Annotated in this window: 22 protein-coding genes; 11 read left to right on the top strand and 11 right to left on the bottom strand. The window is 68.8% G+C overall.

Annotation, left to right across the window (positions count from 1 at the left end; all coding sequences use genetic code 11):
• Positions 1-416 precede the first annotated feature (416 nt).
• Positions 417-644: an AlpA family transcriptional regulator gene (locus J7E87_RS30835; RefSeq protein ID WP_215097899.1), complete on the bottom strand. Its 228-nt coding sequence runs from the start codon at positions 642-644 to the stop codon at positions 417-419.
• Between the two features lie 412 nt (positions 645-1,056).
• Between J7E87_RS30835 and J7E87_RS30830 the strand changes: the two genes are divergently transcribed.
• Together J7E87_RS30830 and J7E87_RS30825 are read left to right on the top strand one after the other, a co-directional pair.
• On the top strand, positions 1,057-1,323 hold the full coding sequence (locus J7E87_RS30830) for a helix-turn-helix domain-containing protein (RefSeq protein ID WP_215097898.1): 267 nt from the start codon (positions 1,057-1,059) through the stop codon (positions 1,321-1,323).
• Entirely contained in the window at positions 1,316-2,593 is a 1,278-nt protein-coding gene (locus J7E87_RS30825) for a tyrosine-type recombinase/integrase (protein WP_215097897.1), read from the top strand. The genes J7E87_RS30830 and J7E87_RS30825 overlap by 8 nt, the downstream gene beginning before the upstream one ends.
• 16 nt (positions 2,594-2,609) lie before the next feature.
• Here J7E87_RS30825 and J7E87_RS30820 read toward each other — a convergent pair whose 3' ends face one another.
• A complete protein-coding gene (locus J7E87_RS30820) occupies positions 2,610-2,885 on the bottom strand; it encodes a hypothetical protein (protein ID WP_215097896.1) in 276 nt (91 codons plus the stop codon).
• Positions 2,886-3,236: 351 nt separating this feature from the next.
• On the opposite strand from J7E87_RS30820, the gene J7E87_RS30815 reads away from it, so the two are divergent.
• The 3 genes from J7E87_RS30815 to J7E87_RS30805 all read left to right on the top strand — a co-directional run bounded on the left by J7E87_RS30815 (position 3,237) and on the right by J7E87_RS30805 (position 6,771).
• Positions 3,237-4,694: a hypothetical protein gene (locus tag J7E87_RS30815; protein ID WP_215097895.1), complete on the top strand. Its 1,458-nt coding sequence runs from the start codon at positions 3,237-3,239 to the stop codon at positions 4,692-4,694.
• Positions 4,695-5,012: 318 nt separating this feature from the next.
• Positions 5,013-5,531, top strand: coding sequence for a hypothetical protein (locus J7E87_RS30810; RefSeq protein WP_215097894.1), 519 nt, complete (start codon positions 5,013-5,015; stop codon positions 5,529-5,531).
• A gap of 187 nt (positions 5,532-5,718) precedes the next feature.
• Entirely contained in the window at positions 5,719-6,771 is a 1,053-nt protein-coding gene (locus J7E87_RS30805) for a phosphotransferase family protein (RefSeq protein WP_215097893.1), read from the top strand.
• Between the two features lie 620 nt (positions 6,772-7,391).
• Here J7E87_RS30805 and J7E87_RS30800 read toward each other — a convergent pair.
• Positions 7,392-7,850, bottom strand: coding sequence for an ATP-binding protein (locus J7E87_RS30800; protein WP_215097892.1), 459 nt, complete (start codon positions 7,848-7,850; stop codon positions 7,392-7,394).
• A 143-nt stretch (positions 7,851-7,993) separates the two neighbouring features.
• On the opposite strand from J7E87_RS30800, the gene J7E87_RS30795 reads away from it, so the two are divergent.
• Positions 7,994-8,890 (top strand): XRE family transcriptional regulator, encoded by an 897-nt coding sequence (locus J7E87_RS30795; RefSeq protein WP_251018245.1) that lies wholly within the window; start codon positions 7,994-7,996, stop codon positions 8,888-8,890.
• Positions 8,887-9,705: a class I SAM-dependent methyltransferase gene (locus tag J7E87_RS30790; protein ID WP_215097891.1), complete on the top strand. Its 819-nt coding sequence runs from the start codon at positions 8,887-8,889 to the stop codon at positions 9,703-9,705. Before J7E87_RS30795 ends, J7E87_RS30790 begins: the two co-directional genes overlap by 4 nt.
• A gap of 97 nt (positions 9,706-9,802) precedes the next feature.
• On the opposite strand, the gene J7E87_RS30785 is transcribed toward J7E87_RS30790, so the two are convergent.
• The 5 genes from J7E87_RS30785 to J7E87_RS30765 all read right to left on the bottom strand — a co-directional run bounded on the left by J7E87_RS30785 (position 9,803) and on the right by J7E87_RS30765 (position 17,682).
• Complete coding sequence (locus tag J7E87_RS30785) at positions 9,803-11,005, bottom strand: serine hydrolase (protein WP_215097890.1); 1,203 nt, start codon at positions 11,003-11,005, stop codon at positions 9,803-9,805.
• Positions 11,006-11,322: 317 nt separating this feature from the next.
• Positions 11,323-13,485 carry an RNA polymerase recycling motor ATPase HelR gene (gene helR / locus J7E87_RS30780; protein ID WP_215097889.1) on the bottom strand — a complete coding sequence of 721 codons (2,163 nt, stop codon included), beginning with the start codon at positions 13,483-13,485 and terminating at the stop codon, positions 11,323-11,325.
• A 513-nt stretch (positions 13,486-13,998) separates the two neighbouring features.
• A complete protein-coding gene (locus J7E87_RS30775; protein ID WP_215097888.1) occupies positions 13,999-15,801 on the bottom strand; it encodes a choline/carnitine O-acyltransferase in 1,803 nt (600 codons plus the stop codon).
• Between the two features lie 23 nt (positions 15,802-15,824).
• Positions 15,825-16,715, bottom strand: coding sequence for a class I SAM-dependent methyltransferase (locus tag J7E87_RS30770; protein WP_308313136.1), 891 nt, complete (start codon positions 16,713-16,715; stop codon positions 15,825-15,827).
• A gap of 97 nt (positions 16,716-16,812) precedes the next feature.
• On the bottom strand, positions 16,813-17,682 hold the full coding sequence (locus J7E87_RS30765) for an arpA protein (protein WP_215097887.1): 870 nt from the start codon (positions 17,680-17,682) through the stop codon (positions 16,813-16,815).
• A 249-nt stretch (positions 17,683-17,931) separates the two neighbouring features.
• Between J7E87_RS30765 and J7E87_RS30760 the strand changes: the two genes are divergently transcribed.
• Positions 17,932-18,525 carry a GNAT family N-acetyltransferase gene (locus tag J7E87_RS30760; protein WP_215097886.1) on the top strand — a complete coding sequence of 198 codons (594 nt, stop codon included), beginning with the start codon at positions 17,932-17,934 and terminating at the stop codon, positions 18,523-18,525.
• A 49-nt stretch (positions 18,526-18,574) separates the two neighbouring features.
• Here the strand turns inward: J7E87_RS30760 and J7E87_RS30755 are convergent, their stop codons facing one another.
• Entirely contained in the window at positions 18,575-19,921 is a 1,347-nt protein-coding gene (locus J7E87_RS30755; RefSeq protein WP_215097885.1) for a glycoside hydrolase domain-containing protein, read from the bottom strand.
• A gap of 202 nt (positions 19,922-20,123) precedes the next feature.
• Complete coding sequence (locus J7E87_RS30750) at positions 20,124-20,393, bottom strand: hypothetical protein (protein ID WP_215097884.1); 270 nt, start codon at positions 20,391-20,393, stop codon at positions 20,124-20,126.
• Positions 20,394-20,514: 121 nt separating this feature from the next.
• Between J7E87_RS30750 and J7E87_RS30745 the strand changes: the two genes are divergently transcribed.
• Together J7E87_RS30745 and J7E87_RS30740 are read left to right on the top strand one after the other, a co-directional pair.
• Positions 20,515-20,877: an arsenate reductase family protein gene (locus J7E87_RS30745; RefSeq protein ID WP_215097883.1), complete on the top strand. Its 363-nt coding sequence runs from the start codon at positions 20,515-20,517 to the stop codon at positions 20,875-20,877.
• Between the two features lie 236 nt (positions 20,878-21,113).
• A complete protein-coding gene (locus tag J7E87_RS30740) occupies positions 21,114-21,800 on the top strand; it encodes a septal ring lytic transglycosylase RlpA family protein (RefSeq protein WP_215097882.1) in 687 nt (228 codons plus the stop codon).
• Positions 21,801-21,880: 80 nt separating this feature from the next.
• On the opposite strand, the gene J7E87_RS30735 is transcribed toward J7E87_RS30740, so the two are convergent.
• On the bottom strand, positions 21,881-22,795 hold the full coding sequence (locus J7E87_RS30735) for a Gfo/Idh/MocA family protein (protein ID WP_215097881.1): 915 nt from the start codon (positions 22,793-22,795) through the stop codon (positions 21,881-21,883).
• Between the two features lie 264 nt (positions 22,796-23,059).
• Here J7E87_RS30735 and glnII point away from each other — a divergent pair, with 264 nt between their 5' ends.
• Positions 23,060-24,082 carry a glutamine synthetase gene (glnII, locus tag J7E87_RS30730; protein ID WP_215097880.1) on the top strand — a complete coding sequence of 341 codons (1,023 nt, stop codon included), beginning with the start codon at positions 23,060-23,062 and terminating at the stop codon, positions 24,080-24,082.
• Positions 24,083-24,431 lie beyond the last annotated feature (349 nt).

Below are 24,431 nucleotides of genomic sequence, written 5' to 3'. Positions count from 1 at the left end.
CGCTGACCTGCAGGTCAGGGGCAGATGCCGATATTCGGTCACCGGTTGGGGACCGGTCCCCAAGTTCCGGTCCCCGCACGCCGGTTTCGCCTTGGGGACCGTGCTGGCCCCCGTCGACGGCAATGGCCATCTGGCCGGGGACGGCGTCCACAGTCCGCGCGTCCCCTTGGTCCGCACGGAGCCAGGGGATCCCCTCTCCGGGGACGGCGACCTCAGGCCAGACAGTCTTCGGGGATGTGTCGGTGGCAGTGGGGGACGTAGAGTCCTCCATAGACGTTCCTCTCCGGTGAGGGCAGGTCCGGCAAGACCCACCCTCACCAGCTCGTTCCTTCAGGTGTGGGCGATCAGTTGGGGAATCCTCGGCCCTCGGCGGTGGCTCGCCGGGGGCCGTTTCGCTGTCCCGATGGGGTGCGGAGTCAGACCGTGAGGTCGTACGAGGTCTGCGCGTCCAGCCACGCGTCCACCTCCCGCCACCGGTAACGCAGGTGCCGACCGACCTTGTGCACGGTCGGGCCGATACGGCGATGACGCCACTGATAGAGCGTCTTCACCGGTACGCCGAGGTAGGCCGCGACCTCCTCCGGCGTGGCCAGCGGGATTGGACTAGCACCGCCGGCGACTTCGTGGCGAGGGGTTCGGGGCATAGGGGCTCCTTCATGGAAGTGGCGGGATGGACAAGACAGCCACAGGTTTACCGACGGCGTCCAGCGGCATTGTGTGGAAATTCCACGGCCGCCCCAAACGGCGCTTCGCCGAGTGAGAGCAAAACGGTAGACCCGAATCCCCGGTTGCCGAAATCACCTCGCAAACCAAGGGGATCTGTCCGCTTTCTGTCGGACGGCCCCTCTCACCCGATTCCAGCCGAACGATCAGGCTGCAACCATCGCTGCCGCAGGTCAGCGGGCATCTGGAGTGCCCGCGGGAACAGGGGCGCGGGACCATAGCATGAGAATCCAGCTTCACCGAACCGCCCGAATTCTTGACGCCACCGAGTTTTCACGACTTCTTGAGTAACCCCTTGCCATGGCCACCGAATTCGAGTTACAGCTATCTGTCATGGCAACCCGACCCGTAGAAATAGGCCCCGCCAGAATTCAGGCCGCGCGCAATATCGAGCGCTTGCGTCTGCTGCACGGACTCTCCCAGCAGGACCTCGCTGAGCGCTGCACCGCTCTCGGCCGCCCCCTGACCAACATCGCCCTAAGCCGCACCGAACGCGCTCGCCGCCGCTGCGACGTCGACGACCTCGTCACCATCGCCTCCGCACTCGGCGTCTCCCCGATCGCGCTGTTCACAGCTTCCGTGGCGGCGCCGCGTGGCTGAGCCGTACGACCGCTGGCACAAGAAGCGGCCGCAGGCCGACGAGGAGAAGTGCACAGCCCACAACAAGGTCCCCTCGGGCGAACACGGTCGCGGCAAGCGGTGGTTGGCCCGGTGGCGCGACCCCGACGGGCAGCAGCAGAGCGAGAGCTTCGACCGGTACGAGGACGCCCGGCAGCACCTCACCAAGATGCAGGGCAGCGTCGACGACGGCACGTACATCGACCCGAGGAAGGGTGAGGCCCAGCTCAAGGCGGTGGCCGAGCAGTGGCTGGAGAACCAGACCTTCGACAACCCTCGGACCTACGCCCAGTACGAATCCCGCGTCCGCAACCACGTCATCGGGCCGCTGGGCTCGCTCAAGCTGCGCCAGATCAAGGCATCCACTGTGCAGACCTGGATCAAGCGACGGTTGCAGGTGCTGGACGAGACGACGGTCGGGCTGGTCTTCACGCACCTGTCGTCGATCTTGGCCATGGCCGTGGACGACGACCTGATCGCCAAGAACCCTTGCGAGACGGGGTCGGTGAAGCGCGTGAAACCGAGGCGGTCGAAGAAGGCGGCGAAGGACGTACCTCTGTCGTGGGAGCAGACGGACGCGCTGCGACCTCATCTACCCGAGCGCTACCAGGCCACGGTCGACTGCGGCCGAGGGCTCGGCATGCGGCAGGGCGAGATCTTCGGGTTCAGCCCCGAGGACGTCAACTGGCTACAGAAGGACAAGGTCGTTCACATCCGCCGCCAGATCACCCACGACCGCGGCACGCTGGTCTTCGCCCCACCGAAGGGCGGCACGGAGGACGACCCCAAGGACCGCTTCGTACCAGTCGGCGACGAGTTGGCTGTGCTGCTCACCGAGCACATGCGCAAGCACCCACCGGTCGAGGTCACCCTGCCGTGGATGACCAAGGACGGTGAGCCTGTGACCGTGCGCCTGGTGTTCACCACGCGGGAGCGCAAGCCGCTCAACAAGAACTACTTCAACTACCTCTGGAAGGGTGCCCTGGAGGCGATCGGCGCGATAAAGGCCCTCAACGACAAGCCCATTGGCAAGGGCCGCAAGTGGGAGGAGTGCCGTGACAAGATGATGCACGCCCTACGGCACCTGTTCGCCTCCGAGGCGATCAACGAGGGCGTTGACGTCTACACCCTCGCCGACCTGCTCGGCCACGAAGATCCCGCATTCACGCTCCGCCGGTACGTCCACCGCGTGACGGGCGCGGTCGAGAAGGCCCGCAAGGCGATCGGCCAGCGCTACCGGTCAGCCGCCTGACACTGGCGTGCGCAGGTCAATCGACTTCGAACAGCTCAGGCCGCCACTCTTGGATGTCCATGTCGAGATTGCCTCGGCGCACGTCCTGCATGGCCGCCGCGTAGCCGATCTCGATGGCCCGCGAGAACGCCTCCAGTACCTCCATCGGCGCGTTGAGGTAACCGCTGCCCGAGTGGAGGTTGGCGGCGGCTTCGGATGCCGCACGGGCGTCCTCGTCACGCACGGTGGCTAAGTGAAGGTCGTTGATGGCCTGCACGAAGCCGTCGAGCTGTTCCTGTGGTGTGTCGGTCATGAGGGACTAGATGCGCCGCCAGGGAGCGATCGAAACACCGCTCCGCCGCCCCTCCCTCGCGATGTGCACTTCCTGTGCACCGACCCACTCGCAGACCAAATGTCGCCGCAGGTCAGAGCCGTTTCACACCTCTACTTCGACCTCTAGGCGGACCCGGCCGGTCGCGTGACCGGTCGCCCGGAGACAGCGCCGAGGGCCGTCATCCCTGTTGGGGCGGCGGCCCTCGGCGCTGTCTCCGGGCGGGCAGCGGGCTGCGGTCCGCGTGCGGATATATCAGGCGACCGGCCGGAGTGGGGCGGCGTAGCATCACCGCAGATCGGACAGGTCGAATACACATATTGCGGGGCACGCATGGGCGGGGACGACAGAACCGGGGTGGCGGCTGCCGTACGGCTGGGTGAAGGGGTGGCGTTGGGCGAGGCGCTCGATGTCCATGATCCTGACTCGTGGCTCAGCCTCGATCTCGGCGTACGGTACCTCCGCCCGCATCAGCGCGAGTTGCTGCCCACGCGGGCCGAGGTCATCGACGGGCAGGCGAGTCGGTCCGCGAGTTGGTCCCTGAAGGGATTCGCCGTTCGACGGCAGGCCCGGGAGCTCGACGACGCCCGGCTCGCGATGGCGCTGTGCCACCCTGACGGGCGGGTGCGGGAGGCGGCCGTGGGCAAGGCAGTGGGGCGGCCCGCGCTGTTGCCGCTCGTGGTCGTCCGATGTACCGACTGGGCGGCTCCGGTGCGGGAGCGGGCGCGCGAAGTGCTGCGGGCCGGGCTCGACTGCGCGGATACCACAGGGCTCGCGGCGCTGGTGCTGAAGGCTGGGCGCCGGGATCGCGGGGAGTTCGCGGTCGGACTGCTGCGCGAGCTGCTGTGCCGGGCGCCGCACGGGCGGCTCGTGCCGCTGCTCACCGACCGGGACCGTGACGTGCGCAGGTTCGCCCATCGCATCGCCGTGGCCGAGCGTCGGCTGTCCCCCGCCGAGCTGGCCCGTACCGCCGCCCGCGACAACGACACGGTCGTCCAGAAGCTGTGCGCCGACGTCGCGCTCGCCGGAGCGTCGGAAGCCGACTACGACGAAGTGCTCGTGCCGCTGCTCGGCTCCCGTAATCCTTGGGTGCGGTCGGCCGGTGTGACCGGGCTGCGGCGGGCCGGACAGGCAGGCCGGGCGCGGGAATTCCTGGTCGACCGCTCGTCGCTGGTGCGGGCCTGCGCGCGCTATGTCGTACGACAGGACGGGGTCGATCCGCTTCCGCGGTACCGGGACTGGTGCACGCGCGCCGGCGAGGTGCCGCCGGGGGCGCCGGCCGGGCTCGGCGAGTGCGGGGTACGCGCCGATGCCGAGCTGCTGTGGCCGCTGGTCACGCACCCTGTGGGTGCGGTCCGGGTGGGTGCGGTGGCGGGGCTGCGCGCTCTGGACGCGGTGGAGGCGGAACGGCTGCGCGTGCTCCTCGACGATCCGGCACCGGCCGTCGCACGCGAGGCGGCGACCGCGCTCGCCCCGTCAGCAGGCCGCCTGGATACCGACTGGCTGCTCGACCGGCTCGCACCGGACCGGCCCCGGCACACCCGGCTCGCCGCGTTCCGGCTGCTCGACGTACAGGGCGGAGTGATCCAACTGCGTTCTGCGGTCGCTCTGTTGAACGACTCGGACGACAAGCTGCGCCGCTGGGCCGAGCAGTCCGTCCAGCGCTGGCAGCCGTCGGCGGACGTGCCGCGCGGGGACGCAGAGGTGGCCGAGCTCCTCGGCCGGTGCGAGCACCTTTTCAGTACGTACGTGATGGACCGTCGCAAGTGGGCGGCAGGGATCAGGAGTTGACAGTACGACACGTACTCGGCGACCAGCCCTTCGCCGGGACGGGGCGGTCACCTGCCCCGAACAGGCCGCCGATCAGCAGCGCGTGCACCCGGTGTGCACCTATCCCCCATCGAGGGCTGGTCTACGCAGGTCAGAGCGTTTCTCTAGCTCTACTTCGACATCTAGGAAGGCCGCAGGTCAGAGCGGATTCCGCTCGCCTGGGCCGTGTGTGGGCCGTCGGCCGTGTTCTTCCGCTCTCGGAAGGCACGGCCGACGGCCTTTTCCGCGGGTGCTTCCCGGTCTACCCCTGCAGGCTGCGAGCCCCCAAACTGCTTAAACATGGGGGACATCGGGCTGTGGGTCGCAGGGCTGACAGGCGCCACAGCTGTGCTGGCCAGTTGGGTGACGAGCCGTGGCCATACGCGAGCTGCGCAGCTCCAGGCCGAGGCAGCAGCGGAGGTGCAAGACAGGGCACGCCGGAATGAAGCGAGGCAAACGTCCTACCTCGCCTTCATCGAGCAAGCCCACCTCATGGGTGGCGAGTACCGCCTGACTCCGACAATCTTGAGCGTTGAAGATCCAGAACAGCGCGGCGTACGCCTGGGCGAGCACCGAGCTCGCTTACGTGAGCTCTATGGTCCCTTCGGCCAGAGCTGCGCCCTGGTGACTCTCCATGGCTACAGCGCCGAAGCGGTAGACGCCTGCAACGCAGTATCCGCCGCCTCTACAAAGGTCTATATGACACTCGGCGAGATCGCGGAAAGTACGCAGGAGTCCACAGCGTTCTACCCCGCTCTTGATGAGTACTGGACAGCGATGGGCAAGTTCGTCGATGCCGTGCGCCTCGAAAATCTGTAACCAGCGGCCTGATATCACGCGACTAGGGTCGGGCGACCTGGGCGGAGCACGTCGGCCACAAGCCAAACAGGCTTCGTCGTCTCCTAGATGATCAACGCACGCAGGCATCGCCTAAGATCGGGCGCTTATGCGCTTGCCTGCCTAAGCGGTAGCGTCCTCCTCCAAGCGGGGGGCAACGCGTCGACACATGGGGAGGCAGGTCGTGGACGCGGTACACAGGGTTGTCACACGGGATGACCTGGAAGGCGTCGCACGTGCGGCTCTGGGTGCCGAACATCGCCTCGTGGGCGCATCGCGACTCCGGGGTGGAAGCAAGAAGGGCGTGTACCGCCTCATCTTCGACGATGACTCCACCGCAATCGTCTACATCTGGGACGGTGCCGAGAACTACTGGCCCACCACGCAGGCCGACGAGGCCGACAACCACGCGGACCCGTTCTCGCCCGCCTCCGGCATCGAGCTCTTCGAGGCCGCCCACCGGCATCTGGACACCCTCGGAATCCGCACGCCCCGGATCCGGCTGGCCGACCGAAGCAGGAGCCACTACCCGGCGGACGTCGCCGTGGTCGAGGACGTGCCCGGCGACAACCTGGAGGCACTGCTCCGCCAAGACCCGCGCAGCGTGGAGACGACCATGGCGCGACTCGCCGAGGCACTCGGTGCGATGCAGCGGCATCAGGGTCCGCGCTTCGGGAAAGTCGCCCTGATCGACAAGGGCGACACCTCCGAGGGCAGCTCGTGTGAGCAGGTCGTCCTGGACCGCGCGCTCGACGACCTCACCGAAGCCGCCTCTCGCGGCACGCGGATCACACGTTCCCGCGACCAGCTGGAGACTGTAGTTCGCAAATTGGCTGCGGCTGTGCGCCCACGCTCGCAGCACGGGCTCATCCACGGTGAGCTCGGGCCGGACCACGTGCTGGTGGACCGGCACGGGCAGCCGGTCCTCATCGACATCGAGGGGCTGATGTTCTTCGATGTCGAGTGGGAGCACGCGTTCCTGCGACTGCGCTTCGGCGAGCACTACCGATGGCTCGACCACAGTGACCTCGACGAGCAGCGTCTTGCGTTCTACTCGCTGGCGATGCGCCTGTCTCTCGTCGCCGGACCACTGCGGCTCCTCGACGGCGACTTCCCCGACCGCGACTTCATGAGGGGCATCGCCGAGCACAACATCCAAGAGGCGCTCGCCTTCGTGCCACGGACGACCGCTGAACAGCCTTGGACTGCGGGGCGCCGTTGATCTGCGTGCCGACGACCAGCACGATCCGCTGGGGTGGGCGTGGTCAGGATGCGCGGGGTGAGGATGTCCTCGGCGTGGTGGAGGGCGTTGGCGAGCACGATGTTCGGCGAGACGGGGTGGATCGTCACGGGAGGTCCCCTTGTGTCGGGCAGCGGTTCATTCGGTGCGGGTGTGGCCGAAGAGCAGCCGCTGCTGGAGCATGGCGCGGCCGAGGTAGGCGTCGGTCTCGGCAGGGGTGGCAGTGCTGGAGAGCGCGTCGATGCCTAGGACGAGGACGACCTCGGTCCGTTGGCGAAGGAGCAGCGTCCAGGGCCGGCCTGCGGGTGGGCTTGCAGTAGGGGGTGCGGCCGAAGCGCAGGGCGACGTCGGTCGGGCTGGTCGGGCGCAGCCGCGGTCCAATATCGCGTGGGGGCGCCGTGGCTGGCCCGAGGCCGAGCGCGGTCGCGATGGTGCGCATGCGCTGCTCGATGACCGTCGGTGTCTCGCACGGACTGCGCGGGAGCTGCGGCACCAATAGCAAGCAGCACAGGGGGCGCCGGTCGGGTCGGTGTCCAGCCAGGTCGCGGTGGCCAGGCAGGCGATCAGGGGGGACAGGTCGGTCTGTCCCGTGCGCGCGGGAGTCAGCATGTGGTCACTGCCTGGCGCTGAAAGGACGCCCAGACTCGTTTGCCGGGGCCTTGGCGGGTTGTGACACCCCAGTCGTCGGCGATGGCGGACACGAGGAACAGCCCGCGGCCCTCCTCGCTGGATTCCGGCGCCTCACGCAGTCTGGGGGTACCGCTGCCGCTGTCGTGCACCTCGACGAGCAGCTGCGCGTCTTGGAGTTCGAGGCGGACGAGGATCAGGTGGCCGGCGGGCGCCCCGTGTCGCAGAGCATTGGTCACCAGCTCGGACACGCACAGCCGGACGTCGTCGAGGCGTTCGGTGAGATCCCACTGAGAGAGGGTCTCGGCGACAAACTCACGGGCTTTGTGTGCGGTGGGCCTGCGCCTGGCGAAGAGCATCGTGCGGTTCTCGACGCCGCCTGGGGCGTCGTCAGGCTGGGTCGTCTCCGGCTCATCGCGCGTTCTGTTGGACATGTCCAACAGCCAACCGCCTTAGCTCGTTTGGGTCGGGAGCCAGCGTGGCGGCCATGCCCGGGGCCACTATGGGGGGCCAGAGTCCACATGCTCCGGGGAGATGGGATGGGCGAGCCGACGTCGCACGGCTCGCGCGTTCGTATGTGAGCCACCCTCTGCTGGAGTTCTACGTCGAGATCAAGCAACTGCGAGATGGGGTGTTCGGCCTGCTGCGAGGACGTCAACGGCCCCGTCAGACCAGTGACTTGTACGTCTCGGCGTCGCGGCTGTGCGGACTGTCCGCGCATGTCTGCCTCGATCTGGGCCGCTACGACTCCGCAGCCACGCATGCCCGAACGGCTCGTGCGTGCGCCGAGGCGGCCGGGCACGAGGGGCTACTGGCCTGGGTGCGGGCCGTGGAGTCGCTGATCGCCTACTGGACAGGGTGGTACGAGCAGGCAGCGCGGCTGGCCCAGGCCGGACGTCACCATCGGGCGGGCGGCAGCATCGGCGCCCGGCTGGCGAGCCTGGAGGCACGGGCGCTCGCGATAGCGGGCGACAGCGCGGGAGCGGCAGCCGCCCTGGTGGATGCCGAGCGCTCCCGCGAGACGATGGCCGGGCACGACGACGTACCCGGGATCTTCGCCTTCCCTGCCGCCAAGCAGCACGCGTACGCCGGCACGACCCACCTCGCGATCGGTGGGCGCGACCACGTCCAGCAAGCCATCGCCAGTGCGGACACGGCAGTCCGGCTCTACCGCAGTGCCGAGCACGACGACCAGTCGGTCGGCGATCTGTTCGCCGCCCATGTCGACCTCGCTCGCGGCCACCTGCTCCTGGCAGACATCGACGGCGCCGAGGCGATGCTCGGCTTCGTACTCGAGGCACCGCCGGAACGCCTGTCGGCGAGCATCGTACGGAGGCTGGTTGATCTCGGCCGGGTGTTGGGCGAGCCGCAGTACGGTGGAGCGACGCAGGCGACCCAACTGCGCGAACGCCTTCAGCACACGGCCGTCCTCGCGGCCTCTCCCGCCGCCCGCCCTCCGGAGCTGCCGACGTGACCGACCTCTCCGCTACCCATGACGCTGCCGTGACTGACCGCGGCCGCCTGACCGGGAGCGCCTACAACGACGATCGCGGCCTCGCCGCCCGCCAGTCGCTCTACCAATGGCAGACGCCCCGCTATGACCTGCCCGGCCTCGTCGCCGAGCAGCTGAGAGCGGTACGCGGGCGTGTGGTCGATGTCGGCTGTGGGAACGGCAGGTTCATCAAGCGTCTGCGCCAGGACCGGCCCGACCTGAGCCTGCTTGGTCTCGACATCGCTCCCGGCATCCTGGCGGATGTCCCCGGCCCGGTCGCTGTGGCGGATGTTGCCCGCCTCCCGCTGGCCGCTGCAAGCGTCGACGCCGTCCTGGCGCTGCACATGCTCTACCACGCCCCGGACATCGCCCAGGCGGCCATCGAGCTGTCCCGCGTCGTGACCGCCGACGGACTGGTCATCGCCTCGACCAACAGCGACCGGGACAAGGCCGAGCTGGACGAGCTATGGGTGCGAGCTGCCGGCGACATACTTGGTACGGGACGCGGCCCGGCCCGCATCTCGCTCAGCGCCCGCTTCTCCCTGGAGAAGGCGCCGGCCTTTCTCGACGAGGAGTTCGGCCGAGTTGAGACGATCGAGCTGCCCGGCACGATCACGGTCCGCGACCCGGAACCGGTGGTAGCGCACATGGCCTCGTATCAGGCGTGGGCGGACCAGCACGATGTGCCCTTTGAGGCGACCATCGAGCGGGCCCGCACCATCCTCGTCGATCGCATCGCCCGGCGAGGAGCATTCGAGATCACCTGCCTGGGCGGAATTCTCATCTGCCGACGCTGACAAGGCGACGTCCAGTTCCGGCACTGGTCCGGGAAGACTCGACTTGGACGGCCTTTTTCGTCGGTACCAGCAGCCTGCTTCCCATGGCCGGCCCGGCTCACCGCCCCGCCGGCTGGGCGGGCAGTTTGAAGATGTGCTGCGGGGTCACGATGCGGGTGATCGCCTGGCCGAAGAGAGTGCTCGGTTCAGACCCCTTGTAGTTGACGTCCGTGTTGAGGAGCACGACCAGCGTCGCCTTCGCCTCAGGCAGGTAGACGACCAGGGACTCGTAGCCGGGCAGCGAGCCGTTGTGGCCGATCCAGCCCGCGACGTTGAAGATGCCCAGGCCGTAACCGGTGTCCGGCAGGCCGCTGGGGGACATCTTCATGCGCTGTGCCTGCGTGGCGGGACTGAGCAGTGTGCCGGTGGCGAGGGTGTGGGCCCAGGTACGCAGATCGTTCAGGTCGGAGATCATGGCTCCGGCGGCCCAGGCCCAGGAGGGGTTCCAGTCCGTCGCGTCCTCGACCTTGCCGGTGGCCGTCTGGTCGGTGTAGCCGTGGGCGTGCGGCGTCGGGAACTCCGCGGCCTTCGGGAAGAGCGTGTGCTCCAGGCCCGCCGGTTCGAGGACGTTCCGCTTGATGTACTCCGCGATGGGCTGACCGCTGACCTTCTCCACCACCAGGCCGACGAGGATGAGGTTGGTGTTGCAGTACTCGAACTTCTCACCGGGCTGGAACTGCACGGGGTGCTTGAAGGAGTACCCGAGCAACTCCTGCGGTGCGAAGGGCCGTCGGGGGTCGGTTGTCAGTGCCTTGAAGAAGGCCTGGTCCATGGTGTAGTTGAAGAGTCCGCTGCGCATCCCCGCCAGCTCGCGCAGGGTGATCCGGTCTCCGTTGGGGACACCCTCCACATACTTACCGATCGGGTCGTCCAGGCTGACTTTGCCCTCGTCGACCAGCGTGAGCAGGGCGGTCACGGTGAACGTCTTGGTTTCGCTCCCGATCCGCATGTTCAGGCCGGTGGACATGCGCGCGCCCGTCGCCTTGTCGGCGACCCCGAACGCGCGGACGTAACTGCCCTTGCCGGGAGCCCACAGTCCAACCGTCACGCCGGGCACGTTCGCTTCGCTCATGACCTGTGTGACTGACTTGTCCAACTGTGCGGCCACAGCCGGAGTGAGCTCCGGGAAGGCGGAGGATGATGCGGTCGGTTCTGGGGTGGCTCGGGAGTACGCAGATTCCGCGGGCACGAAGATGACCAGTAGCCCTGCCGCCATGGCGGCAGCCGCCCCCCTGCGCAGCCGTGAGTGCAAGCGCGTCATGAGCCGGCTCCCGTCACGAGAGGACAAAGCTCCAAGAGAATCGTAGGCCCAGGTCACAGGCCCGGCGACTTGAGCGGCCTGCCACGCGCAAGGGCCGCCATCCCGACGCGGGGTGGCGGCCCTCACCGGCTCTGGGTCAGTCCCGGACCGCTCCGGCGTCGGCGCCTCCCGCAGTTCGCCCCACCGGCCCGCTCGGACCGAGGCGCGCAACGACAGTTCGCCATCCTGCGGGCGGGCGTGCCGGGTCGTCGACCTCCCTCACATCCGGATCGTCATCGGCGCCACGGCGGGCGGCGATCACGTTGTCCTGGCCGACGTCAGGAGCTCGTGAGGATGACGAGTTGCTGGGTCGCTCGGGTCATCGCGACATAGCGGTCGACCGCTCCTTCGATTCCCTTGCCGAACGCCTCTGGGTCGATGAGGACGACCAGGTCGAACTCGAGCCCCTTCGACAGCTCCGGGGTCAGCGACCGGACGCGGGACGTCGCCCGGAACGTGCCACCGTCGATGTCACCAGTGCCGATGACGCAGGCGATCCCGTCGGCATGCGCAACGAGCCAGGTGTCGAGTATCGAGTCCAGATCCGAAACAGATCCGTGTACAACGGGGACGTTGCTGCTGCGGACGGAGGTCGGCACATTGGCGTCCGGGAGCACGGCTCGGATGACCGGCTCGGCTTCCGCCATGACCTCTTCCGGCGTCCGGTAGTTGATGCTCAGGGAGGCCAGATTGATCCGGTCGAGTCCGATCCGCTCGAGCCGTTCCTGCCACGACTCCGTGAACCCGTGCCTGGCCTGGGCGCGGTCCCCGACGATGGTGAAGCTCCGGGACGGGCAGCGGAGCAGCAGCATCTGCCACTCCGCGTCGGTCAGTTCCTGCGCCTCGTCGACGACGACGTGCGCGAACGGCCCGGCGAGCAGGTCCGGTTCGGTGCCGGGCAGTGCGGTCTCGTCGATCAGGGTGTCCTTCAGGTCCTGTCCGCGCAGCATCGTCACCGCACCCTCACCGTCGGCATCGGCCTCGAGCAGGTTGTCGATGACGCCGGCCCTGCGCTCGCGTTCGGCGGAGACAGCGGCGTCGTGCCGACGCTTGCGCCGCGACGCCTCCGGGTCGCCGAGCCGCTGCCGTGCCGCGTCCAGGAGCGGCAGGTCGGACACCGTCCATGCCTGGGCGTCCGCGCGCCGCAGCTTGCGGACGTCGTCGGGGCCGAGCCAGGGAGCACACATCCGCAGGTAGGCGGGTACCGACCACAGGTCTCCGACGAGGTCGGCCGCTTCGAGCATCGGCCACGCACTGTTGAGGGTCGTGACCAGCTCGTTGTCCCGCAGCAGCGACTTGCGGAACAGGTCGGGCGGGACGTCGCCGTCGTGCTTGTCCATCAGGATCGTGACCAGTTCCTCCCAGATCTGGTCGCGTGCCTCGTTGTGCGGAGTACCTGCTCCTGGTGCTTCGAACGCCACGGCCCACTCGTCGGCGCTCAGCCAGATGTCGGACCAGTCGGTCGTGACCGTCATCCCCTTGGTGGGCGGCTCCTCGTAGAACCTGACGGCCTTCTCGATCGCCTTCACCATGTCCGCGGACGACTTCAGCAGGGCCACGTCCGGGTCGGTCTCGCTCGCTGCTGAGGCTCCCTCTGCGACGAGGTCACGCAGGATGCAGGTCTGCACGCCCTCCTCGCCGAGGCTGGGGAGGACGTCGGCGACGTACGCCAGGTAGGGCCGGTGCGGACCGACGAACAGCACGCCGCCCCGGCGGCGTGCGAGGTGAGGGTCGGAGTAGAGGAGGTAGGCGGAGCGGTGCAGCGCGACGACGGTCTTGCCCGTACCCGGACCGCCGTCGACGACGAGAGCGCCGCGGGATCCCGCCCGGATGATGGCGTCCTGGTCGGCCTGGATGGTGCCGAGCACGTCTCGCATCCGGGGCGACCGGTTGCTGCCCAGGCTGGCGATGAAGGCGGACTGGTCGTCGAGCGCGGCGTGCCCGGCAAACCCGTCCGGGGTGAACACCTCGTCCCAGTAGTCGCTGATCCGGCCGCGGGTCCAGCGATATCTGCGGCGGCTTGTCAGACCCATCGGGTTGGCGTGGGTGGCTCCGAAAAACGGCTCAGCCGCGGGGGAGCGCCAGTCGATCAGCAGCCGACGGCCCGCGCTGTCGGTGAGGCCGAGCCGTCCGACGTACACAGGCTCGGAGTCGTCCGCGCTGACCATGTGTCCGAGGCACAGGTCCAGGCCGAAGCGCCGCAGTGTGCGCCGGCGAGCGGTCAGGCGGTGGATCTCCATGTCCCGGTCCATCGCCTGCTGGCCTGCGCCGCCGGGCGCCTTGCGCGTGGCCTCGAGGCGGTCGGACAGTTCGGCGATCGACTGCTCGAGGCACTCCGCGATGGCCGCGAAGTGCTGCTCGTCGCCGGCGATCAGCGTCGGGTCGGCCTTGAGGGAGAGGTGGTCGGGAAGGTCGAACGCGCTGGTGGTCAGGTAGTTCATGCCATCAACTCCGATCCGAGGTCGATCCCGCGAAGTCCGGCCGCGCACACCCGCACGTCGGCGCCGAGTGCCCGCGACCGCAGCGCGGGTCCCACCACCGGCTCGCCGTCACCGCACGACCCATGAACCGACAACAACAAACGCACTTTGTGAATCTCCCATTTCCGCAGGTCCTGGCCCTAGGCCAGCGATTCTGCGGCACGACCCGGGGCTTGCCGCAAGCCCCCCGGTGCGCTATACGTTGAGAGTGGAAAGGAGTGGGTACTCCCCTTTCCCTTGATCGTCCGCTTTGGACGGACAGCCCTTCGCGAGGCGGCGACGCGCCACGTACGGCGGTTTCGTCGGCCCAGGAGGATCCCCAGCAGGATCTCCCATGGGCTTACATGCAGCCGTCGCCATCTCCTACGGGCTGAAACTCGTCAGCGCCATCTCCCTCGCGCACCACCTGAGGCCCCACTTGATGCCGAAAGGGCCGCCACCCCAACACAGGGTGGCGGCCCTCCCGGCCCTCCGTCAGTCCCCGGACCGCTCGGGCGCCAGCAGCTCCCGCAGTTCGGCCACCGCCTCCCGCAGCCGCTCGGCGTATGTCCGCATCTGGTCGGCCACCGCCAGCGGCGTGCTCAGGTAGAGGTTGAACCGGTCGGGCAGCAGCACATAGGCGATGCCGATGCACCGGCTGCTGGTCGAACCGAAGCCGAAGTACTGGATGTTGGCGGACGGCGCGGAGCTGGTGCTCAGGTAGTCGTCCCGCATCGTCAGCCAGCCCGGCGTCCGGTACAGCGACGGCTGCTCGGTCACTCCCAGCTCAGCCCCGCGCCGGCGCTGGATCAGCTCCAGCTCCCACAGGTGCTGCTCGGGCGCCTGCCCGAGCTGGCACTCCTTCGCTCGGGCCACATGCTGCTCGGCGGCCGCCCGGAACGCGGCGCGCCGGGTGGCCTTGTCCGTTGCCGGGTCCTCCATCACCTCGACGAAATCGCGGATCCCGGGGGTGACGACGCGCATCGCCTCGGTCCGCCCGAGCCGGTACTGCCGGGTGGCGATCGACTCATACGTGGCGCCCAGGTGCCCCTTGGCACGCTGGTGGGCGAGCTGATAGGCGAGCTGGACGAACGCGTCCGGCGAAACCCCGAGCGCCTTGGCCGCATTACTGCCGAAGTCCGCGAACGACACTGTGGTGGTGGCGGTGTTGTTCCCGAACACGGCGAACGCGTCGGCGGCGGAGCGCACCTGGGCTCGCAGGTCGCCGTCCAGTTCGAACACGACCGGCTCCAGCGCCGGCAGCCCCTGGGAGCGGGCTCCGGACTGGCTGGAGTGCTCCTCGGCCGGGGTGGTCAGCAGGGCGTCGGTGAAGCTGAGGATGGTCGTTCCGTCCAGCTCGCAGTGCTCCACATTGATCCCCGCCCGGCCGTCGGCGAAGACGATGAAGGACAGGGCCTTGTCGAACCACCGGTTGCCGCGGTCGCCGTACAGCAGCTCGTCGCACGCCTCCTGGGTGTCCGCGGGCGCGAAGTCCTCCAGAGCGACGCAGAACAGCGCGGTCTCGATGTCCTCCAGCGCGTCCGCGTTGCGCGGGTGGCAGGCGATCAGCGACTCCCTGGCGGCCGCCCATTCCGCGCGGGCCATGGTGGTGAGGTGGCCCACCGAGGTGTCCACGGCGGCCGGCTCGGCACCGGCCTTCATGACGGCGTGCAGCCCCGCCTCGAGGTCGTCCAGGCTGTGCGGGGCGCCGTCGGCGCCGAGCACGTCCAGCCGGAACATGCTGCCCCGGAAGAACACCACGATGTGCCGGGCCGTGGACGGGCCGGGCGACTGGGCGGAGTAGGGCGCGCGGACGGTGTCCTGCTGCGCGCCGGGGATCCGGGTGGCGGAGAACAGGAATTTGTTCTGCACCATCGACTGGGGCACTCCGCGCTGCACCACCGGCGGGATCAGCCCCTGGTCGAGCTGCCGCTTGTAGTTGACGGCACCGGCGATGAGCCCGGCCGCCCGCTCGACCTGCGGCTGGTCGGAGTCCTTGTACAGGAAGAAGAAGTTGGCGTTGAGCGCGATCCGGTCCCGGCGGCCCAGGTAGCGGTAGGGCCAGAAGGTGTCGAGCCAGCTGCGCACGCCCTCCGTGGCGTCGTACTCCTCCAGCGCCGCCTGCAGCACCCGGCCGGGGCCGTCAGGCCGGAGGAAGGCGGTCACCTCTGCCTCGGTGGCCGCCCGTTCGTCGGCGGTCAGCAGCGGCTCGCACCAGGCGAGGAACCTCTCGCAGCTTGCCTCCAGCGTAGGCAGCGGTACGCGCGGCAGGCTGTCCTCCTGGGCGAAGGTCGTCATGTCTGCCGATGGCTGGCTGGTGTTCAATTCTGCTCTCGTTTCGGTTCGTGGGGAACTGTGGTGGTTTCCTCGCGGGCGGCGAGGCCCCCGGTCTCGGGGCCTGATGGGTCCTGCGGCCGGGAGAGGTAGAGCTGTGCGTAGAGCCAGCCTTCCGCTTCCAGGCCCCGCGCATCCACCCCTGCGGCCGACATCCTGTCCAGTACGAGTGTCTGCTCCTCCGGGGACGCGAACCGCCGCTGCTTGAAAACCTCTTCTACACGGGTCGTCCGGTACCCCAGCCCCGCCAGCGCGCGCTCGATCGGGTCGAAAGGAAACATCCGCAGCACGAAGTGCGCCATCCAGGGCTGGCGGCCGTCCTGGGCGTGGACGACGCGCGTGAGGGTCCGCTCGGTGACGTAGCCGAGGCAGCCCGTCGAGATCACCAGGTCCGTCCCGGCCAACTGCTCGCGCTGCCGCGGGGTCGGCTCGTGCGCCTCCAGGTCGGCGTGCACCGCGTCGTCGAGGAACCCGGCCTCGAGCGCGTAGGTCAGCGCACTGCTCGAGTTGTCGAGGCCGACGAACCGGATGCGCTGCGCGGGTTGACGCGACCGGGACAGCTCCCGGTCGCGGGCCAGCAGGGCTTCGCGGCTGTCCCCCTCGCGATCCTCGGCGCAGTAGCGCCCGTACAGCTCGTCCATGGTCGCGTCGTACTTCAGCAGGGCGGCGTTGATCCCGTACGAGCACCCGATGTCCAGCACCTTCGGCGCCGCGACGTGCTGGGACTCCCGGTACTCCTTGATGAGCTTCGCGAAGTAGGGCTTGGCCTGTTGCGGTACGCAGTAGCCGAGCGGGCGCAGCACACTGAAATAGCTGCGCGGATCGGGCTGGGTGTAGATGTGGTCGAGCGAGACTTTTCCGGTCGCGTCGAAACGCACAGGGTTACTCCTCCATGGATCGCAGAGTGGGGCAACGGCCTACGACGACTGTGGTCGAGCGCGCACGTCCCCGCCGCGCGCACGTCCTCGCCGCCCCCTAATCCAGCAGTTGATCGCCCCGGACGGCTTGGCCCTCGGCCGCCAGATGCTCGGGCAGTACCCGGCCGAAGAGCTGTTGCGTCCGTGCCACGCTGCCGATGACTCCGGGGCGCTCGCTGTAGGCGAATATCGCGGAGTGGCGCGCGGCCTCGCCCTGCACGGGGCTCACCCGGTGCAGCGAGTAGCGGCCCTTGAACAGCTGCAGGTCACCGGGTTGCAGAGGGAGGCGCCGGGTCATCCGCTCGCCCCGGCCGTCCAGTACGTCCCGTACATCGTCGAAGCTCTCGTCGTGCGCGGACCTGATGTTCGGGCAGTACTCGAAGACTCCGCCGGCCTGCGCTTCCTGGGTGAGCATGCTCACCGTGAACTCGTTGGTGTCGAAATGCCAGGGGTGCTCCATGCCCGGCGCCACGACGTTGAGAACCAGCCCGGAGAGCGGGTCCGCCAACTCGTGCAGCTGCGGAAGTTGGAAGCAGTCGGCGACGAAGCGCTGGAAGACCTGGTGGGAGTAGAGCCGGCTGATGAGGGAGCCTTCGGGGATGCGGTCCCGCGCGACAAACGCGTTGCCCCGCTCGAAGGTCCTGCGGCCGGGGTGGTCCTGCGGCAGGGCCGAGTCCACCGCGATGTTGTAGACGTTGACCGTCTCGACGTCGAAGTGTGCCCGGGGGGCGATGGCCGAGCACTCCTGCCGCAGGACATCCCGGAGCGACGGACGGATGAAGTCCGGCAGCACGGTGCAGCCGAGCGTCAGTAGTTCGCGCCGGGCGCGGGAAATCACCGCCTGCCCCTCGGCGCTCTCGAGTTCGGACAGGGGATACCGGGCCGTGTCGACCACCTGGTCGATCGCCATGGCTTCCAAAGTGCTCATTTCGATCCTCTCCACATGCGGGCAGACCGTCCCGAGCGCGATGCCCCGGACCCTCGGCTCGTTCATCAACTCACTCGTCATCAACTCAACTGAGGGCTAGCAGAGTTGAAGCTCCCACAGCGCCGCCGAGTTGTCTGTGACACTTCACACTGTGTAAACGCGCCACACTCGAGTCGCGAGGAGGGGCCGCTTTTGCACTAGTGCAGAAACGAATTGAAACTAGTACAGAAGGAAGCTATTCTTCGGGCCATGCCTGCCAAGACACCGCTTCCCGTGACGCTCACCGGCCGTCACGTGCGCCTGGAACCCTTGACGACGGATCATCTCGGAGACCTCTTCACCGCGGGGGGCTCGGACGACGAGGTCTGGCGCTGGCAGGGCGGACCGACGCCGCGCACGCAGGAGGAACTCGGGTTCAAGCTCGCTGCGCTGCTTGCCGCTGCCGAGCAGGGCGTGTACATACCGTTCGCTGTGATTCATCGCGCGACGGGCAGTGCCGTCGGCTGGACGACGTACATGGACATCGCTCCGGAGAACGAGCGGCTGGAGATCGGCTGGACCTGGTACGGCCGCGCGTCCTGGCGCACGGCGGTCAACACCGAGACGAAGCTGCTGTTGCTCGGCCACGCCTTCGAGGAACTGGGCATGGGGCGTGTGCAGTTGAAGACCGACCACATGAACGAGAGGTCTCAGGCCGCCATCGCCCGTCTGGGAGCGCAGCGGGAAGGTGTACTTCGCCGCCACAAGCAGCGGCCGGACGGCACTTGGCGGGACAGCGTCTACTTCTCGATCCTCGCCGAGGAGTGGCCGGCCGCGAAGGCGCGCCTCAGCGCCCGGATCTGAACACCCTCACGCGGCCGGCGCGGATGAGCGCCGGCCGCGTCGCGTTCCGTCAGCAGCGCGGAGCGGGCTTGCTGTAGGTCGTCTTGCTCGGGGTGGCCACGTAGTAGTCGGAGACATAGCGGCCGTTGTCCATCCTGTCCCAGATCTTGGTGGTACCGACCGCCGAGCCGGCCCGCTGGCAGTACACCCACGCCAGGGACCCGTTGGGCGACTTCCCCAGCGCGGTGTACGAGGTGCCGGGGCCGCTGCGCTCGGTGACGCCGCCGGGGGCAGTGGTCTGGTACGGGTACGTGCAGCGCGGCAGCGGAGCGCTGTAGGTGGCCTTGGACGGGGTGCTGACGTAGTAGTCCGTGACGTACGTGCCATCGGAGAGCTTGTCCCATACGCGGGTGCTGCCCACGGTGGAACCGGGCGCCTGGCACACCACCTCGATGGAGGAATTGGGCGCGTAGGACTTGGCGGCGGGGTAGCCGGTCGAGGGACCGGTGCGGGCGTTGAGCATGGTGGAACTCTTCGCCGTGTACGTGTACGCAACGGTGGCGACCGGGGTGTCGAGCCTGTCGCTGTCGATGTTGAGGGTGACGCCGCCGTAGGTCTCGTTGTGGCTGCCCTTGAACTGCTTGGCCCGCTGGTGGGCGGCCCACTTGGAGTCGGCGATGTTGGTCCAGCCCGTCAGCGAGTCGACTCCGTCGTAGCGGGCGATCCACAGCGCGTCGGGGCGGGCGTAGGCGGTGGACGTGTAGACGTCGGAGAGCTGCTTCGACCCGAGGTTGAGGTTCATGTAGACGCCCGAGACATAGCCCAGCCGGTGCAGCTCTTTCGTCCAGGCGGAGACGTACGACAGCACGGCGGTCCGGCATGTGGCGTCCGTCTGGACGTAGTTCTCGATGTCGTTGTAGAAGGCGCTGCCGGGCCGCATGCCGAGCGCCTTGGCCTTGGCGATGGCGTCGGCGGCCGCCTCCGCGCCCTGGGACCTGGCGGTCGCCGCGTCCGAGCTGATCTTGGCGTCGGTGGGCCTGCCGCCACAGGGCGGTTGCAGGCCCTTGTAAATGGGCAGCAGACGCCACTTCATCTTCGACACGGAGGCGACCCACGACGCGGTCAGTTGCGGCTGGGCGCAGGTGCGGTTGACGCCCCCGATGTACACACCGACGGCGCGGTACGGGGACGCGGCCCACGCCTGCATCGCCGTCAGCGGCGGTGCCGTACAGGTGTCGAAGGCGAGCCCCGAGTAACGGGTCGCGCTCGCTCCCACGGGATAGGGGACCGCCGTGGCCGGTTCGGCCGCGGCAGGCGGGGCGGAGGCGAGCGTGGTGGCGGCGCTCAGCACGCCGACGGCCGCGAGGACGAGGAATCTACGAAGGGTACGGAGGGTGGTGCGATGCGGGTGTGACATGTCTGCCCCCCGGGGCGGCTTGAAGCGAGTGGGGTCAGAATGCCCCATTTCTCACCAACCGCACCGTGGCTCGCCCGGGTTGTTACCGGGGACCCTCAGCTTGTTACGAGGGACCGCAAAGCCGCGTCGCCAACAGGCCGATAAGGCCGCGCGCATGCGTCCCGCCGCCGCCACCTGAGGTGGCGGCGGCGGGACGTTGCGCTCAGCGGCCGTATCGGATCAGTGCCCGCACCATCCGGCACGTCGTGTCCGACGGCGGGTGGATCCCGATGCTCTCCGCCGTCGCTCGTATCTTGCGATTGTCGGCCGTGGCCGGGTGGTAGACGCCCGAGTCGAGCAGGGCGATCGCGAGGCGCATGGCCTTCAGTCGGCGGTTGTGCGAGACGTACCACTCGCGCGGCTGTCCGGCCGGGAGCGGCTTCTTCTTCAGCGGCTGGTACACGGGCTTCGTCATGAGTGTGGCAACGGCCATCGGCAACCTCCTGGCGCGGTGGCGGGACCATCCCGAACTACTGTTCATTCTACCGGCCACCACTGACAATCGTCCCTGGCCAGGGGGTGTTTGAGGGGCGCGCGAGCGGTACGGTGACGGTATGGAGATCTGGATCAACCCCGCCTGTTCCAAGTGCCGCAGCGCCATCGATCTGCTCGACGAGGACGGCGCCGCCTACACCGTCCGGCGCTACCTCGAAGACGTGCCGAGCGAGGACGAGATCCGGGCCGTCCTCGGGCGGCTCGGGCTGGAACCGTGGGACATCGCGCGGACGCAGGAAGCCGTGGCGAAGGAGCTCGGGCTCAAGGAGTGGGCGCGCGACGAGGGTTCGCGGGATCGGTGGGTGGCTGCCCTCGCCAAGCACCCCAAGCTGATTCAGCGGCCGATCATCACGGCTGACGACGGTACGGCTGTGGTGGCGCGTACGGATGAGGCCGTACGGGACGCCCTCGGGCGGTCCTAGGCCACACAGCGGCACGGCGTACGAGCCGGCGGTGCGTCAGGTATTCGACCGGCACCGCGATCAGGCCCAGGACCCGGCGATAGAGGGGCCGCCACCCGGTACGGCGGGGCGCCGGACGCTCTCTGCCGCGCGCTGCCTTAAGAAAAGTTAAGGATGTTGTAGGTGGCAGGGCTGAGAAAGCCGGGATCCCTACTCGTACGTAACGGCACACGGAACCGACCCGACAGGAGTCCCACGTGTCCCGCAAGAAGACCCTCAGCCCGAAGAAGAAGATCGCTCTGCTCGTCGGCGCCGCCGTCGCGATCGGCGGTACGGCAGTGGCAATGACCGGCACCAGCCAGGCGTCGGTGGCCTGCGACGGACTGGTCACCGCCCTGCAGAACAATGAGAATTTCATCGCCGGCCAGCGTGCGAATCCGGACGCGCAGTCCGAGGCGCGGATCGCCAACCGGCAGGCCGTGATCGAGCAGATCAAGCGGCAGCAGGAGGCTTCGGGGTGCGAGGTCGGAGGGGGCGGAGGCGAGGCCGCTCCCCCCGCCGAGCAGCCTCCGGCCGAGGGGCAGCCCCCTGCCGAGGAGCAGCCGCCCGCCGCCCCGCCCGCGGAGGAACAGCCGCCTGCCGAGGAGCAGCCCCCGGCTGAAGGTGGCGACCAGGGCGGCGACCAGGGGGCCGGCGGCGAGGTCGTCTGCGCGGGCTCGACCGTGACCCTGTCCGGCGAGGGCGGCGCGCCCGCCGCCTCCAGCAGCCAGTTCCCGGTCGGCACCACCCTCAAGGTGACCAACCTCGACAACAGCAAGTCGACGACTGTCAAGGTCACCTCCGTCTCCGGCAGTTGCGCCCTGCTGAACAACGCGGCCTTCGAGCAGGTCCGCGAGCCCGGCAAGTTCCTGATCCGCAAGGCGCGGATCGAGCGCGTCGGCTGATCCATGGCCGAAAGCAGGACGGTGCCGTGCTCCTCCTCCCGCCGGCGGAGGAGCACGGCACCGTCCCAGCCGGCTCCCGGCTACCCGCGCATCAGAAGCTCGGCCTCGGCCACCCCGAGAATCTCGGTCAGCCGCAACCCGAACCGCACGTCGCACTCGTGCGCCTGCCCCGTACGCGCCGACTCCAGCAGCGCGTCCAGCGCCGCGCCGAACGAGCGCACCGCGTCGCTCCACTGCGGCATCGCGACCGTGCCCCGATCGCCGAAGAGCTCGATGCTCGCGCCCGCCGCCTTCACCGGCGCGCTCAGGCCCAGCGTCGCCGTGCTCGACGCACCCGACTCGTGCCGCAGCACCAGATGCGCGGTGTCCACGGGCCCTCGCGCCGCCGCCACCGCCGTCACATCGCCCAGGACCGGGATCAGTACGGACAGCACATGCGGGCCGACATCCCACAGCCCGCCCTTCTCACGACGCCACGGCGACGCGGCGTACGGACTGTCCGCGCCGGGCGCGAACAGCGAGCCGAGCCACTGCACGTGGGCCGTGAACCAGCCGTCCACCGCCGCCTGTTCGGCGATCCAGGGCGCGGTTTCCGCGGCGAACCGCAGCGTGCAGAAGACCACCGAGGCAACCCCGGCGAGCTCCGCCGCCAGCGCCGTCTCCCGCGCCGCCGCCACGCTCGTCGCGACCGGCTTGTCCAGCAGAAGGTGGCAGCCCGCCGCGGCCGCCCTGGCCGCGAGCGGCGCCTGAACGTCCGGCGGCAGCGCGAAGGCGACCGCGTCACAGGCGGCGAAGAGGGCGTCGGCGCCGTCCTCGCCGGAGTAGGCCGTCGCGCCGTATGCGGCGGCCAGGGCGGCGGCCGCCTCGGGCCGCCTCGCCCACACCCCGGCGAAGTCGACGTCCGGGTGGGCGGCGAGGGCGGGAGCCTGGGTGCGCTCCGCCCAGGGACCGGCGCCGAGGAGTCCGATACGCAGCTGCTTTGCGGGCTTCTTCATGCAGTCCAGTGTGCCGACCGCCGAAAAATCCCGGGGGACGCAAGGCCACCGGTGCTACGTTTTCGTCAGCCGGCCGCGGCACTCCGGTGCGACTTCCGCCCGTTCGCTCGCGGTCGCGCGCTCAAGCAGGGGGTCGAGCGGATGGACGCCGGCGAGACCGTCACCGGTCCGGCGTAACGTGGGGTTCACACACGGGCAACGGTCAGGAAATCGCGAATTGCGATGCTGCGCGACATACCGCTGCACCCGCAAAGGATGAGGCCCGTGACCTTCAAGGCTGAGTACATCTGGATTGACGGCACCGAGCCGACCGCCAAGCTCCGTTCGAAGACGAAGATCCTCAACGACGGAGCCGAGCTGCCCATCTGGGGCTTCGACGGATCCAGCACCAACCAGGCCAAGGGCCACGCCTCGGACCGCGTGCTCAAGCCGGTCTTCTCCTGTCCCGACCCGATCCGCGGCGGCGACGGCGACGTACTGGTCATGTGCGAGGTCCTCAACACGGACCTGACCCCGCACGAGTCCAACACGCGTGCCGCGCTCGCCGAGGTGGCGGAGAAGTTCGCCGCGCTGGAGCCGATTTTCGGCATCGAGCAGGAGTACACGTTTTTCAAGGGCGCCCGCCCCCTCGGCTTCCCCGAGGCCGGCTTCCCGGCCGCGCAGGGCGGCTACTACTGCGGCGTCGGCGCGGACGAGATCTTCGGCCGTGACGTCGTCGAGGCGCACCTGGAGAACTGCCTCAAGGCGGGCCTGGGCATCTCCGGCATCAACGCCGAGGTCATGCCCGGCCAGTGGGAGTTCCAGGTCGGCCCGCTCGCCCCGCTGGAGGTCTCCGACCAGCTGTGGGTCGCGCGCTGGCTGCTCTACCGCACCGCCGAGGACTTCGAGGTCTCCGCGACGCTCGACCCCAAGCCGGTCAAGGGCGACTGGAACGGCGCGGGCGCGCACACCAACTTCTCGACCAAGGCGATGCGCGAGGGCTACGACGCGATCATCACCGCCTGCGAGTCGCTGGGCGAGGGCTCCAAGCCGCTCGATCACGTCAAGAACTACGGCGCGGGCATCGACGACCGGCTGACCGGCCTGCACGAGACCGCCCCGTGGAACGAGTACAGCTACGGCGTCTCCGACCGCGGCGCCTCGGTCCGTATCCCCTGGCAGGTCGAGCAGGACGGCAAGGGCTACATCGAGGACCGCCGTCCGAACGCCAACGTCGACCCGTATGTGGTGACGCGGCTGCTCGTCGACACCTGCTGCACCGCCCTGGAGAAGGCCGGCCAGGTCTGATCCCCGCCCGGGTCTGATCCGCACAGTGAGTACGAGAAGGCGCCCACCGGTCCTGCCGGTGGGCGCCCTTCGGCGCGCGTCCCGCCAGGTGCCCCTTGGGCAGGCTTTCGGCGCACGGTGCGCAGTTGTCCCCCGCAACGACACAGCAACGTGCGAAAGGCCACTGCTGCCCCACGATGCCATCTGCTTCAATAGGGGCATGGCCAGCTTCAAGCACATCGCGACAGGTCGCACCGACCTTGAGCCGTTCTGGCCGTCCCGGCAGCACCATGACTTCGACCGGGTGTGTTGCCGCGCGGTGAACGCGCAGGCCCTCTAAAGCCGCTCACCCCGGTCTTCGGCCAGCGCG

The sequence above is a fragment of the Streptomyces sp. ISL-1 genome (assembly GCF_018614585.1).
In the GTDB taxonomy this organism is placed as follows: domain Bacteria; phylum Actinomycetota; class Actinomycetes; order Streptomycetales; family Streptomycetaceae; genus Streptomyces; species Streptomyces maoxianensis.
The sequence above is the reverse complement of the archived record's forward strand: the minus strand, read 5'-3'. Positions and strand labels throughout refer to the sequence as shown.

Excerpts from the sequence above, each read along its gene's own strand:
- J7E87_RS30835 (WP_215097899.1), bottom strand. The coding sequence starts at position 644 with ATGCCCCGAACCCCTCGCCACGAAGTCGCCGGCGGTGCTAGTCCAATC.
- J7E87_RS30830 (WP_215097898.1), top strand. The coding sequence starts at position 1,057 with ATGGCAACCCGACCCGTAGAAATAGGCCCCGCCAGAATTCAGGCCGCG.
- J7E87_RS30820 (WP_215097896.1), bottom strand. The coding sequence starts at position 2,885 with ATGACCGACACACCACAGGAACAGCTCGACGGCTTCGTGCAGGCCATC.
- J7E87_RS30815 (WP_215097895.1), top strand. The coding sequence starts at position 3,237 with ATGGGCGGGGACGACAGAACCGGGGTGGCGGCTGCCGTACGGCTGGGT.
- J7E87_RS30810 (WP_215097894.1), top strand. The coding sequence starts at position 5,013 with ATGGGGGACATCGGGCTGTGGGTCGCAGGGCTGACAGGCGCCACAGCT.
- J7E87_RS30805 (WP_215097893.1), top strand. The coding sequence starts at position 5,719 with ATGGGGAGGCAGGTCGTGGACGCGGTACACAGGGTTGTCACACGGGAT.
- J7E87_RS30800 (WP_215097892.1), bottom strand. The coding sequence starts at position 7,850 with ATGTCCAACAGAACGCGCGATGAGCCGGAGACGACCCAGCCTGACGAC.
- J7E87_RS30785 (WP_215097890.1), bottom strand. The coding sequence starts at position 11,005 with ATGACGCGCTTGCACTCACGGCTGCGCAGGGGGGCGGCTGCCGCCATG.
- helR (WP_215097889.1), bottom strand. The coding sequence starts at position 13,485 with ATGAACTACCTGACCACCAGCGCGTTCGACCTTCCCGACCACCTCTCC.
- J7E87_RS30775 (WP_215097888.1), bottom strand. The coding sequence starts at position 15,801 with ATGACGACCTTCGCCCAGGAGGACAGCCTGCCGCGCGTACCGCTGCCT.
- J7E87_RS30765 (WP_215097887.1), bottom strand. The coding sequence starts at position 17,682 with ATGAGCACTTTGGAAGCCATGGCGATCGACCAGGTGGTCGACACGGCC.
- J7E87_RS30760 (WP_215097886.1), top strand. The coding sequence starts at position 17,932 with ATGCCTGCCAAGACACCGCTTCCCGTGACGCTCACCGGCCGTCACGTG.
- J7E87_RS30755 (WP_215097885.1), bottom strand. The coding sequence starts at position 19,921 with ATGTCACACCCGCATCGCACCACCCTCCGTACCCTTCGTAGATTCCTC.
- J7E87_RS30750 (WP_215097884.1), bottom strand. The coding sequence starts at position 20,393 with ATGGCCGTTGCCACACTCATGACGAAGCCCGTGTACCAGCCGCTGAAG.
- J7E87_RS30745 (WP_215097883.1), top strand. The coding sequence starts at position 20,515 with ATGGAGATCTGGATCAACCCCGCCTGTTCCAAGTGCCGCAGCGCCATC.
- J7E87_RS30735 (WP_215097881.1), bottom strand. The coding sequence starts at position 22,795 with ATGAAGAAGCCCGCAAAGCAGCTGCGTATCGGACTCCTCGGCGCCGGT.